Source organism: Serratia sp. FS14 (assembly GCF_000695995.1).
GTDB lineage: Bacteria > Pseudomonadota > Gammaproteobacteria > Enterobacterales > Enterobacteriaceae > Serratia > Serratia nematodiphila.
The window spans coordinates 4,377,852-4,390,808 of sequence record NZ_CP005927.1 but is presented as its reverse complement, the minus strand read 5'-3'; the positions used below and the strand labels follow the sequence as shown (position 1 = coordinate 4,390,808).

Annotated in this window: 9 protein-coding genes; 3 read left to right on the top strand and 6 right to left on the bottom strand. The window is 63.5% G+C overall.

Annotation, left to right across the window (positions count from 1 at the left end; translation table 11 throughout):
• Positions 1 to 17: 17 nt before the first annotated feature.
• From ltaE to L085_RS20025, 5 genes are all read right to left on the bottom strand, one after another.
• A complete protein-coding gene (gene ltaE, locus L085_RS20045) occupies positions 18 to 1,034 on the bottom strand; it encodes a low-specificity L-threonine aldolase (protein ID WP_044031547.1) in 1,017 nt (338 codons plus the stop codon).
• Between the two features lie 75 nt (positions 1,035 to 1,109).
• On the bottom strand, positions 1,110 to 2,831 hold the full coding sequence (poxB, locus tag L085_RS20040; protein WP_044031546.1) for a ubiquinone-dependent pyruvate dehydrogenase: 1,722 nt from the start codon (positions 2,829 to 2,831) through the stop codon (positions 1,110 to 1,112).
• A gap of 198 nt (positions 2,832 to 3,029) precedes the next feature.
• On the bottom strand, positions 3,030 to 4,031 hold the full coding sequence (gene hcr / locus L085_RS20035; protein WP_044031545.1) for an NADH oxidoreductase: 1,002 nt from the start codon (positions 4,029 to 4,031) through the stop codon (positions 3,030 to 3,032).
• A gap of 55 nt (positions 4,032 to 4,086) precedes the next feature.
• Positions 4,087 to 5,736, bottom strand: coding sequence for a hydroxylamine reductase (gene hcp / locus L085_RS20030; RefSeq protein ID WP_044031544.1), 1,650 nt, complete (start codon positions 5,734 to 5,736; stop codon positions 4,087 to 4,089).
• A 181-nt stretch (positions 5,737 to 5,917) separates the two neighbouring features.
• Positions 5,918 to 6,814 carry a lysine exporter LysO family protein gene (locus tag L085_RS20025; RefSeq protein WP_044031543.1) on the bottom strand — a complete coding sequence of 299 codons (897 nt, stop codon included), beginning with the start codon at positions 6,812 to 6,814 and terminating at the stop codon, positions 5,918 to 5,920.
• A gap of 187 nt (positions 6,815 to 7,001) precedes the next feature.
• On the opposite strand from L085_RS20025, the gene L085_RS20020 reads away from it, so the two are divergent.
• The gene (locus tag L085_RS20020) at positions 7,002 to 8,660 is read left to right on the top strand and encodes an ATP-dependent endonuclease (RefSeq protein WP_015377311.1); all 1,659 of its coding nucleotides are present in this window, start codon (positions 7,002 to 7,004) and stop codon (positions 8,658 to 8,660) included.
• A 14-nt stretch (positions 8,661 to 8,674) separates the two neighbouring features.
• On the opposite strand, the gene L085_RS20015 is transcribed toward L085_RS20020, so the two are convergent.
• On the bottom strand, positions 8,675 to 9,628 hold the full coding sequence (locus L085_RS20015) for a VirK/YbjX family protein (protein WP_044031542.1): 954 nt from the start codon (positions 9,626 to 9,628) through the stop codon (positions 8,675 to 8,677).
• Positions 9,629 to 9,822: 194 nt separating this feature from the next.
• Here L085_RS20015 and macA point away from each other — a divergent pair, with 194 nt between their 5' ends.
• Positions 9,823 to 10,938, top strand: coding sequence for a macrolide transporter subunit MacA (gene macA, locus L085_RS20010; protein WP_044031541.1), 1,116 nt, complete (start codon positions 9,823 to 9,825; stop codon positions 10,936 to 10,938).
• Complete coding sequence (macB, locus tag L085_RS20005) at positions 10,938 to 12,884, top strand: macrolide ABC transporter ATP-binding protein/permease MacB (protein ID WP_015377314.1); 1,947 nt, start codon at positions 10,938 to 10,940, stop codon at positions 12,882 to 12,884. Before macA ends, macB begins: the two co-directional genes overlap by 1 nt.
• Positions 12,885 to 12,957: the final 73 nt, after the last annotated feature.

The following is a 12,957-nucleotide window of genomic DNA, read 5'->3' as shown; positions in this document are numbered from 1 at the left end:
CGTACCAGGAGGGGAAATCAGGCGTGCTGCTGAAGAAACTCCCGCCACAGTTCGACCACCCGCTGCAGATCCTGACGGCTGACGTCGAGGTGGGTCAGAATGCGCGTCAGCGGGCCGCTGCTGATCAGCACGCCGCGTTCGCGCATCCACGGGCCGAATTTGGCCGCCAGCGCCGGCGGTTGGTGCAGGTACAGCACGTTGGTCTGCGCGCCGGGAGCGGCGATCTCCACGCCGATCTGCCGCAGCTGTTGCTCCAGCCAGGCCGCGTTGTCATGGTCTTCGCGCAGCCGCGCAACGTTATGCTCCAGCGCGTAGAGGCCGGCCGCCGCCAGGATGCCGGCCTGACGCAGCCCGCCGCCGGTCATCTTACGCCAGCGCAGCGCACGCTGAATGAAGGCCTCGCTGCCGCACAGCAGCGATCCGACCGGCGCGCCCAACCCTTTCGACAGGCAAATGGTGAAGGTGTCGCAGTATTGCACGATCTCTTTCAGCGGCAGGTTCAGCGCCACGGCGGCGTTGAAGATGCGTGCGCCGTCGATATGCAGCGCCAGCTGCCGCTCGCGGGTAAACTGCCACGCCTGCTGCAGGTAGGCCTGCGGCAAGACTCTGCCGCTGATGGTGTTTTCCAGGCTCAGCAGCCGGGTGCGGGCGAAGTGGATGTCGTCGGGTTTGATGGCGGCGGCGAGCTTGTCCAGCGGCAGCGTGCCGTCGGCGTCGGCCTCGATCGGCTGCGGCTGAATGCTGCCCAGCACCGCTGCGCCGCCGGCTTCGTATTTGTAGTTGTGCGCCTGCTGGCCGACCAGATATTCATCGCCGCGCTGGCAGTGGCTGAGCAGCGCCACCAGGTTGGCCTGGGTGCCGCTGGGCAGAAACAGCGCCGCTTCTTTGCCTGACAGGCGCACCGCCTCGGCCTCCAGCGCGTTGACCGTCGGGTCATCGCCGTAGACGTCGTCGCCGACCTCTGCCTGAGCCATCGCCTGGCGCATGGCGGCGCTGGGGCGGGTAACGGTGTCGCTGCGTAGATCGATAAGCATAGGGTTCCTGGAATGTAAGGGAGAGGAAAAGGGTACATGGCATCATATACCCTTTATTTTATCGGGGCAGCTTGCTTAGCGCAGCCAGTTGGTTTTCGCCAGTTCAACCACTTCGTCGCCGCGGCCGTTGATGATAGCGCGCAGCATGTACAGGCTGAAGCCTTTCGCCTGTTCGAACTTGATCTGCGGCGGCATTGCCAGCTCTTGCTTGGCGGTGACCACGTCCAGCAGCGCCGGGCCGGGATGCGCCAACATCTCCTGCAGCGCGCCGTCCAGATCGGAGGCTTTTTCCACGCGGATGCCCTTGATGCCGGCGGCGTTGGCGATCGCCGCGAAGTCCGGATTATGCAGATCGGTGCCGTCGGTCAGGTAGCCGCCGGCCTTCATCTCCATCGCCACGAATCCCAGCACGCTGTTGTTGAACACCACGATTTTCACCGGCAGCTTGAGCTGCGCCAGCGACAGGAAATCGCCCATCAGCATGGTGAAGCCGCCGTCGCCGCACATGGCGATCACCTGTTTATCCGGCGCGGTGGCCTGAGCGCCGATCGCCTGCGGCATGGCGTTGGCCATCGAACCGTGGTTGAACGAACCGAGCAGGCGGCGCTTGCCGTTCATTTTCACGTAGCGGGCGGCCCACACCGTCGGCGTGCCGACGTCGCAGGTGAAGATGGCGTCGTCGCTGGCGTACTGGCTGAGCTGCTGCGCCAGATACTGCGGGTGGATCGGTTGGTCGTCGTTGGCGGTCGCCAGCCCGTCGAGATCCTTGCGCGCGTTGCGGTAATGCTCCAGCGCCTTGTCGAGGAACGCCCGGTCGCGCTTCGGCTCCAGCTGCGGCAGCAGAGCGGTGAGGGTGGTGTGGATATCGCCCACCAGCGCCATATTGACCGGGCAGTGTGCGCCGATGCTGCCGGGGTTGATGTCGATCTGAATGATGTTGGCGTTGGTGGGGTAGAACGCGCGATAGGGGAACTGGGTGCCGAGCAGCACCAGCGTGTCGGCGTTCATCATCGCGTGGTAGCCGGAGGAGAAGCCGATTAGCCCGGTCATGCCGACGCTGTACGGGTTATCCCATTCGATATGTTCTTTGCCGCGCAGCGCGTGCACCACCGGCGCCTGCAGCAGTTCGGCCAGCTTGACCACTTCATCGTGCGCGCCGGCGCAGCCGCTGCCGCACATCAGGGTGATGTTCTTCGCCTTGTTCAGCGTCTCCGCCAGCTTGTTCAGCTCGCTCATCGGCGGCTGCACCAGCGGCAGCGCCGGGGTATGCCAGGTCACGGCCGCGTCTTCCGGCGCCATGCGCAGCGCCACGTCGCCCGGCAAGACGACCACCGACACGCCGCGATTGAGGATCGCCTTGCGCATGGCGATCTCCAGCACGCGCGGCAGCTGTTCCGGGTTGGAAACCAGCTCGCAATAGTGGCTGCATTCACGGAACAGCTCCTGCGGATGCGTTTCCTGGAAGTAGCCGCTGCCGATTTCGCTGGAAGGGATATGCGCGGCGATCGCCAGCACCGGCACATGGTTGCGGTGGCAGTCGAACAGGCCGTTGATCAGGTGCAGGTTGCCGGGGCCGCAGGAACCGGCGCACACCGTCAACTGGCCGGTAAGCTGGGCTTCGGCGCCGGCGGCGAAGGCGGCAACCTCTTCATGGCGGGTGCCCAGCCATTCGATGGTGCCCATGCGGTGCAGGCTGTCGCTAAGGCCGTTGAGCGAATCGCCGGTCACGCCCCAGATGCGTTTTACGCCGGCTTGATCCAGCGTTTTGGCGATCAGTGTGGCTACGGTTTGCTTCATGGTTCCCCCAAACATGGTTTGAAAAACGATGTGGACTCGATCCGGTGAGTGGCAGCAGAACAACTGCAAGCATAGCTTACCGGCTGTGGACGAGATGCGGTCAGGAAGGGTAAAGAGCGTAGGACGGGGAAAAGTGTAACCGGGCTGAAGAGGGGGAACTTGCCGATAAATGCCCCATCGCGGCGATGGGGCCAGGGATTACGCCAGCGTGACGTCGCCCTGTAGTTGGCAACTGCAGGCCAGCACGTAGCCCTGCGCGATTTCTTCCGCGCTCAGCGTCATGGTGCTGGTGGTGGTGTAGTCGCCCTCGAGAATGCGGGTTTTGCACGAACCGCATACCCCGGCGCGGCAGGCGGCGTTGACCGGCAGGGCATTGGCCTCCATCGCCGCCAGCAGGGTGCTGCCGACCGGCACGCGGAATTCGCGCAGCGGGCGGGCGGCGCGCAGCGTCAGCCCTTCGGTGGCGTCGGCCTGCGCCGCCGGCGTGTGGAACTGCTCCTTATGGAAACGCTCGGCCGGCACGCCGAGCCGGCGGCAAAGTTGCTCCACCTGATCCATGTAGGGCGCGGGGCCGCAGGTCATCACCGTGCGTTCGGCGATATCCGGCGCCGCCTGCCGCAGCGTCTGTTCATCGATGCGGCCGCTGAGGTAGCCGGGCTGCAGATCCCGCTCGGCCATCAGCGTCAGGCGCAGCTGCGGATGGGCGGCGCACAGTGCGCGCCACTGATCGGCGAAAATCGTGTCGGCGGGGGTGCGCACGTTAACGATCGCGGCGATATCGCAGGCCGGACGGTTGGCGGTCAGCCAGCGGCACATCGAGACGATCGGCGTCACGCCGCAGCCGGCGGCCAGCATCAGATAACGATCGGCCGGGTGGCGCTCGCAGCTGAACTCGCCCTGCGCGTCGGACAGCCACAGCGTGTTGCCGGGCTTGACCTCTTGCGTCAGCCAGCGCGATCCGACGCCGTCCGGCAGGCAGCGCACGCTGATGCTGAGAAAGCGGCTCTGGCCGGGCGAGGAGGAGAGCGTATAGGCGCGCAGCGTCTCCTCGCTGTTGCGGATGCTGACCAGCGCAAACTGGCCGGCCTGGTAAGGATAGAAAACGTCGCAGATCAGGTTCAGCGTCCAGACGTCGGCGGTTTCACGCCGGATGGAATGCACCTGCATGCGGTTCGGGCAAAGCGGAGTGGGTTGAGTCATCGGGCACCTCAAAAAGCAAAGGGGCCGGCGCAGGCGGCCCCATAACGTAACGGCATCAGGCGAGCAGCGCGGTGATATCCTGCTCGACGGTGGTGATCGGACGCAGGCCGAATTTCTCGTTGAGGATCGCCATCAGGTTGTCGGTCAGGAAGCCCGGCGCGGTCGGGCCGGTGACGATGTTTTTCACCCCCAGCGACAGCAGCGTCAGCAGAATGACGATCGCCTTCTGTTCAAACCACGACAGCACCAGGCTGAGCGGCAGCTCGTTGACGCTGCAGCCGAGCGTATCCGCCAGCTTGACCGCCAGCATGATGGCGGAGTAGGCGTCGTTGCACTGGCCGACGTCCAGCAGGCGCGGCAACCCCTCCAGCGTGCCGAAGTCCAGCTTGTTGAAACGGTACTTGCCGCAGGCCAGCGTCATGATCAGGCAGTCTTGCGGCACGCTGCGGGCGAAGTCGGTGAAATAGCTGCGTTCGTCGCGGCTGCCGTCGCAGCCGCCCACCAGGAAGACGTGGCGCAGTTTTTTCTGCGACACCAGGTCGATGACGGTGTCGGCGGCGTTCAGCAGCGTCTGGCGGCCGAAGCCAACGGTGATCAGGTGTTCGATCTCGGTGTAAGGGAAGCCGTTCATGCCCTGTGCCTGGCGGATCACGGCGCCGAAGTCGTCGCCTTCCAGATGGTTGACGCCCGGCCAGCCGACGATGCTGCGGGTCCAGATACGCTCGCCGTAGTTGCCGACGTTAGGATCGATGATGCAGTTGGAGGTCATCACGATCGGGCCGGGGAATTTGGCGAATTCCGTCTGCTGGTTTTGCCAGCCGCTGCCGTAGTTGCCCACCAGGTGCTTGAATTTTTTCAGTTCCGGATAGCCGTGCGCCGGCAGCATTTCGCCGTGGGTGTAGACGTTGATGTTTTGCCCTTCGGTTTGTTCGAGCAGCATGCGCAGATCTTTGAGATCGTGGCCGGAAATCAGAATGGCTTTCCCGGCCACCGGGCGCACGTTGACCGTGCTGGGCTGCGGATCGCCGTAGGCCTGGGTTTCGCCGCGATCGAGGATCGCCATCACGTTGAAGTTCATCTTGCCGATGCCCATGGCGTTGTTCAGCAGGGTGTCGACGTCGCGCGGCCAGGTGCCGAGCCAGGCCATAAAGGCGTGGTAGTCGGCATAGAGTTGCTCGTCGAATTGGCCGAGCACGTGCGCGTGTTCCATATAGGCCGCCGCGCCTTTCAGGCCGTACAGGCACAGCAGGCGCAAACCGTGTATGTCGTCGCCCACCTCGGCCTTGTCGCTGTCGAGGGCAAACTGCGCCGCCTGTTGCAGCAGCGCAGGCATATCGTCGCCGGCCAGCTGCAGCGCCGCCATCGGGTGATCGACGCGCACGCCGGCATCCAGCAGCCGGCAACGGGCGGCCAGCGAGTCGCGCAGCAGCAGGGTTTCCCGCGCGTAGCCGATGATGCGCTGGGAATCGAAGTTAACGTTGGTCAGGGTGGCGAAGAAGGCGCGCGGGGCGAAGCTGTCGATTTCGTGGTCGACGATGCCCAGCGAACGCGCCTGCAGCGCCCAGGCGGAGAGGCCCTGCAGCGCCGCCACCAGCAGATCCTGCAGATCGGAGGTTTCCGCCGTTTTGCCGCACATGCCCTGAGCATACGCGCAGCCGTTGCCTGCCGGGGTTCGAATGGTTTGTTCACATTGCACACAGAACATAGTCGCTTCCTTTTATTTTTAAAGTTGCATTTATAATGCTTGTTTAAAAGCATAGATCGGCGATCGGGGTTGCAAAAGGCTTTTGTGCGACTACTGCGGGCAAGTTTGATTTAGCGCAATTTTGCGGTGCGGATGGGAATGATTACGCTTTGGGGGCCAGGCGGCCCCCAGGGGGAAAGGATCAGGAGAACAGGGCGATCAGCACCGGCGCCAGCAGGCTCAGCAGGAAGCCGTGCACGATGGCGGGCGGCACCATGTCCAGCCCGCCGCTGCGCTGCAGCACCGGCAGGGTGAAGTCCATCGAGGTGGCGCCGCACAGGCCGAGGGCGGTGGAGCGGCTGCGGCGCACCAGCGTCGGGATCAGCATGATCGCCACCAGCTCGCGCGCCAGATCGTTGAAGAACGCGGCGCTGCCCATCACCGGGCCGTAGGCGTCGGTGATCAGAATACCGGACAGCGAGTACCAGCCGAAGCCAGAGGCCATCGCCAGCCCGGCCTTGACCGGCAGCCCCAGCAGCTGCGCCGCCAGCGCGCCGCCGGCCAGAGACGCGATGACCACCGCCAGCGCCACCAGCGTGCCGCGGCGGTTGAGCACGATCTGGCGCAGCGTCATGCCGCTGTTGCGCAGCTGAATGCCGACCAGCAACAGCAGGAAGATCAGCGCATATTCGCTGCCTTTATGGGCGAACTGCAGCCATTGCCACTGCGTCAGGCCGAGCAGGAAGCCGCCGAGCACCACGCCGCACAGCTTGAGCGACTCCAGCGCCATGTGCACGCGCGAAGGCAGCTTTTCCTGTTTATGGCTGCTGCGCCACGGCATGCGCCGCTCCAGCAGCGCCAGCAACAGCAGGTTGGCGCAGAGAATGCAGAAGAAAAACACTGCGCTGTACTGGAAGATCAGCATCAGATTGCTGCTGAGATTATCCATAAACGCCAGGCTGATGCCCATGAAAAACAGGATCACATACACCATCCAGCTCAGCAGCCGGTTGATCAGCACCAGCAGCGGGCGATGGCGTAAGGGAATGAGGTAACCGACAATCAGCGGTAACAGAATAATCAACAGTCCTGAGTACATGGTGCAACGAGTGTCCTTGAGTTTTGAAGCGCGCCGAACGCCGACGAGGAGCACACGCTAACCAAAAGCCCGGCCGGAGTAAAGCGGCAGATTTGACGTTGGCCGCTTGACCTGCAAGGGGTTTTTTGACCATGCTCTGTGAAGGTCACCTCATTGAAGAGGCGACGGCGCGCACGGGAGGCGGCGGATGTTCTTGGAGCGTATCGAAATTGTAGGTTTTCGCGGCATTAACCGGCTGTCGCTGATGCTGGACGACAACACGCTGTTGCTCGGCGAAAACGCCTGGGGTAAATCCAGCCTGCTGGATGCGCTGACGCTGCTGCTGGCGCCGGAGCAGAAGCTGTATCGGTTTGAAGCGCACGACTTCCATTTCCCTCCCGGGGAGGAGGCGGCCAAAGAGCGCCACCTGCAGGTGGTATTCACCTTCTGCGAAAAAGACATCGGCCATGCGCACCTGCCGCGCTATCGCCATCTGACGCCGCTGTGGGTCAAGGGCGAAGATGGCCTGAGCCGCATTCATTACCGCTGCGAGGGCGAGCTGGCCGACGACGGCACGGTGTGCACCTGGCGTGGTTTTCTCGACGCCGACGGCAACGCCTTTCAACTGCACCATATCGAACAATTGGCCCACGCCATTATCCGCATCCATCCGGTATTGCGCCTGCGCGACGCGCGCTTTATTCGCCGCCTGCGCCCCAGCAGCCTCGGCGATGAACGCAAACCCGATACCCAGGCGCTGGCGCAGCAGTTGGATCAGCTGACGCGCGAGCTGGTGCGTAATCCGCAGAAGTTGACCAACGGTGAGCTGCGTCAGGGGCTGGCGGCGATGCAGCAGCTGCTGGAGCACTATTTCGCCGAGCAGAGTTCACAGGTGACGCGGCCGCGCCGCCGCGGCGGTGAACCGGAGCAGGACGCCTGGCGCGCGCTGGACGGCATCAACCGCATGGTGGCCGAGCCGAACAGCCGCAGCATGCGCCTGATCCTGCTGGGCATGTTTTCCACCCTGCTGCAGGCCAAGGGCGACGTCAAGCTGGATCCCCATGCCCGGCCGCTGCTGCTGGTGGAGGATCCGGAAACTCGCCTGCATCCGATCATGCTGTCGGTGGCCTGGGGGCTGCTCAATCAGCTGCCGCTGCAGCGCATCACCACCACCAACTCCAGCGAACTGGTGTCGCTGGTGCCGGTGGAGCACGTCTGCCGGCTGGTGCGCGAGTCGGGGCGGGTTGCGACCTATCGTCTCGGGCCGCGCGGGCTCAGCGCCGAAGACGGGCGGCGCATCGCGTTTCACATCCGTTTCAACCGGCCGTCGTCGCTGTTCGCCCGCTGCTGGCTGCTGGTGGAGGGCGAGACCGAAGTGTGGCTGCTGAACGAACTGGCGCGCCAGTGCGGCTACCATTTCGAGGCGGAAGGGGTGCGGGTCATCGAATTCGCTCAGTGCGGTCTGAAGCCGCTGCTGCGCTTTGCCCGCCGCATGGGTATCGAGTGGCATGCGCTGGTGGACGGCGATGAGGCGGGCAAAAAGTACGCCAACACCGTGCGCAGCCTGCTGGACAATCATGAAGACAACGAACGCGATCGGCTGACCGCGCTGCCGGCGCCGGACATGGAACACTTCATGTTCCGCGAAGGGTTCGCCCCGGTCTATCACCGAATGGCGTCGGTGCCGATCAACGCGCAGATGCCGGTGCGCAAGGTGATCCTGAAAGCGGTCCACCACTCGTCGAAGCCGGATCTGGCGATCGAGGTCGCGATGCAGGCCGGCGAATGGGGCACGGACTCGGTGCCGCCGCTGCTGAAGAAAATGTTCTCACGGGTGATCTGGCTGGCGCGTGGCCGGGCGGACTGACGGCCCGCCGGGCGTTATCGGGCGCAGAAATGCGCCGCCAATCCCTGTTCCAGTTCGTCCAGCAACTGATAGCGGCGGCGATACTCGGCGCGCTTCTTGCTGGCAATCTCTTCGATCGGCTTGCGGGCGATGCGATCGGGCAGCAGGAAATAGCCGCTGTCGAGCGGTTTGGCGCCCATCGACAGCCAGAACTGATCGTAGTCGGCGTGCAGTTGGTCCTTCTTCTTACTCTGGTAGCGCCAGTTTTGATAGATATGGGTGGCGTTGCCGACGGCTACGATCCGGCGGATGCCGAGATGCCGAGCCAGCGTGCAAACGCCTTCCAGCACCAGACGTTTAGGGAACAGGCCGTGACACTCTTTGGTGGTGTGCTGGATCTCGGCGTGCGGCACGTCATGGTTCGCGCCCTGCAGGCCGCCGATGAACAACGTCGGCTGCTGCTGATAATGCATCAGCGCAAAGGTGATCTCCGCCAGCATCACGCCGTTGGCGTTGCGCAGCAGCAGCGTGGCTTCCCCTTCCTTATTCAGTTTGTCGATCGCCGCCAGTTCCAGCGAGATCGGCGCTTCGTTTTTGCCCATCGCGCGGGCCAGCACGAAAGGCTGTGGGCCGAGGTGGCCGAGACGCATCTTCAGCGGCATGCGCTGCACGATGAGATCGTAATGATCGCGCAGGGCGAACAGGCATTCGATCTTGCTCATGTTGGCCGCCAGGTAGGGACGATGCAGCTTGCACGGCAGGTTCGGCTGCGCGTTCAGGATCTCTTCCAGCAGCGGGTTGCTGGCCAGGGTGCTGAGCAGGCCGCTGGTGGTGCGCCAGTTGAGCAGCGAACGGCCGAGAAACTTCAGGCGAAACGAGGTTTTTTTCCAGGCGTTGCTCGGTGCCTTTTCGCCATTGATCAGCGCTGTCATCAGTTGCCAGCCGTTAAGCGGCCGGGCGGAGGCGAGTGGGTAGCTGAGCTGTGACATGATGAAATCCTTGGCTGTGTTGAATGGCGCTATTTCATCAAGGCTTCACTAAACGGGAGTTCAATGCCGAACTGTAACCAAGCGTGTCTCCACATTGTGTTGAGCTAAGGTTTAGTTATTCCCTACGGTGCGTGCTAATTTAGCTCCGCCGCCGCAATGGGCGGTCGATATTCACAAGCACAGGCAGGTCAATTTTGACAGGGTTTAAAGGACATAAACGCCGCTGGATACTCGCACTGGCGGTGATTGCGGCGATTGCCGCGGCGGCCGTTTGGCACTTCCGCCATCCGGCGCCGACCGATTTCAAAACGGTAAAGGTCACCCAGCGCGATCTGCAGCAGAACGTGTTGGCGACCGGCCAGCTGGACGCCGTGCGCAAGGTTGACGTCGGCGCGCAGGTCAGCGGGCAGTTGGAAAAGCTGTATGTCGAGATCGGCGACAAGGTGAAAAAAGGCCAGTTGCTGGGGGTTATCGATCCGCAGCAGGCGCAGAACAGCATCCGTGAAGGCGAGGCGACGCTGCGCGAACTGCATGCGCAGCTGCTGCAGGCGCAGGCGGAACAGCAGCTGGCGGCGGTCACGCTGCAGCGCAACCAGGCGCTGGCCAGGCTGCAGGCGGTGTCGCGTCAGGATTTGGATCAGGCGGCGACGCAGCTGGCGGTGAAGAAGGCGCAGGTGGGCACCATCAATGCGCAGATCGCGCGGAATCAGGCCAGCCTGGACACCGCCAAGATCAACCTGGCCTACACCCGCATCGAAGCGCCGATGGATGGCGATGTGGTGCAGATCACCACGCTGCAGGGCCAGACGGTGATCGCGGCGCAACAGGCGCCAAACATTCTGACGCTGGCGGATCTCGGCACCATGCTGGTGAAGGCGCAGGTCTCGGAGGCCGACGTCATTAACCTCAAGCCAGGTCAGAAGGCCTGGTTCACGGTGCTGGGCGATCCGACCCGGCGCTTCGACGGCGTGCTGAAAGACATTCAGCCGACGCCGGAAAAGGTCAACAACGCCATCTTCTATTACGCGCGTTTCGAAGTGCCTAACCCGGAAAGGCTGCTGCGCTTACAAATGACGGCGCAGGTGCACATTCAGCTGGCCGGCGTCCAGCAGGCGCTGGTGATCCCGCTGGCGGCGCTGGGCGATCAGATCGCCGACAATCGCTACCACGTTTCGGTGCTGAAACAGGGCAAGGAAGAGAAGCGTGAGGTGGCCATCGGCCTGCGCAACAATATCGATGTGCAGATCCTCAGCGGGCTCGAGGCGGGCGATGAGGTGATCGTCAGCCGCGGCGGCGTGGAGGCCGGCTGATGGCGGCGCTGTTGCAGCTGAACGGCATTCGCCGCAGCTACCGTTCCGGCGAGCAGACGGTGGAGGTGCTGAAGGGGATCAGTCTGAGCATCGACGCCGGTGAAATGGTGGCGATCATGGGGGCTTCCGGCTCCGGCAAATCGACGCTGATGAACATTCTCGGCTGCCTGGACAAGCCGAGCGCCGGCGTGTATCGGGTAGCCGGGCAAGATGTGGCGATGCTGAGCGACGATGCGTTGGCGCAGCTGCGGCGCGAGCATTTCGGCTTTATCTTTCAACGCTATCATCTGCTGCCGCACCTGAGCGCGGCGCACAACGTCGAGGTGCCGGCGGTGTATGCCGGGCTGGGCAAAGCGGCGCGGCGCGAACGGGCGGAAGCGCTGTTGCGCCGTCTGGGGCTGGGGGAGCGAGTCAACTATCGGCCGAGCCAGCTTTCCGGCGGCCAGCAGCAGCGCGTCAGTATCGCCCGCGCGTTGATGAACGGCGGGCAGGTGATCCTGGCGGATGAGCCGACCGGCGCGCTCGACAGCCATTCCGGCGAAGAAGTGATGGCGATCCTTAAACAGTTGTGCGCCCAGGGGCACACGGTGATCCTGGTGACTCACGATCCGGCGGTGGCACGTCAGGCTGAACGGATCATCGAGATCCGCGACGGCGAGATTATCGCCGACTCGCGGCCGGCACCGCAGGAGAATGCGCAGGCCAAGCCGCTGGCGCTGGCCGCCGCGGCGCCTTCCTGGCGGCAGATGGGCGGCCGCTTCCGCGAGGCGCTGATCATGGCCTGGCGCGCGATGGCGGCCAACAAGATGCGCACCGCGCTGACCATGCTCGGCATCATTATCGGCATCGCCTCGGTGGTGTCGATCCTGGTGATCGGCGACGCCGCCAAGCAGATGGTGCTGGCGGACATCAAATCCATCGGCACCAATACTGTCGATATCTATCCCGGCAAGGATTTCGGCGACGACGATCCGACCTACCGGCAATCGTTGAAATACGGCGATCTCGATGCGCTGCGCGAACAGCCTTACATCAGTGCGCTGTCGCCGAGCATCAGCAGCAGCATGCGGCTGCGCTTGGGCAACGTTGATGCGGCGGCCAACGTCAACGGCGTCAGCGAGCAGTTCTTCCGCGTGTACGGCATGAGCTTTACCCAGGGCGTCGGCATCGATCCGATGCAGGTACAGTCGCAGGCGCAGACGGTGGTGATTGACGCCAATACCCAACGGCGGCTGTTCCCGCACCAGAAGAACGTGGTGGGGGAAGTGATCCTGGTGGGCAACATGCCGGCGACGGTGGTCGGCGTGGCCAAGGAGAAGCAGTCGATGTTCGGCAGCAGCAAGACGCTGAACGTGTGGGTGCCGTACAGCACCATGGCCAACCGGCTGATGGGCAACAGCTATTTCGATTCGATCACCGTGCGCATCCGCGACGGTTACGACAGCAAGGAAGCGGAGCAGCAACTGTCGCGCCTGTTGACGCTGCGCCACGGCAAGAAGGATTTCTTCACCTATAACATGGATAGCCTGGTGCAAACCGCGGAGAAAACCACTCGCACGCTGCAGCTGTTCCTGACGCTGGTGGCGGTGATTTCGCTGGTGGTGGGCGGCATCGGCGTGATGAACATCATGCTGGTGTCGGTGACCGAGCGCACGCGCGAGATCGGCATCCGCATGGCGGTGGGCGCGCGTTCCGGCGATGTGTTGCAGCAGTTTCTGATCGAGGCGGTCTTGGTCTGCCTGGTGGGGGGGGCGCTGGGGATTACATTGTCGTTCGCTATCGGTTTGGCGGTGCAGCTGGTATTGCCGGGTTGGCAGATCAGTTTCCCGCCGGCGGCGTTGCTGAGCGCGTTCCTCTGTTCCACCGGCATCGGCGTGGTGTTCGGCTATCTGCCGGCGCGCAATGCCGCGCGGCTGAATCCGATCGATGCGCTGGCGCGCGAGTAAGTCACAGACATAAAAAATGCCAGTCACACGGCGGCTGGCATTTTTATCGCAGTCAGAGTCAGTGCAGCGCGAC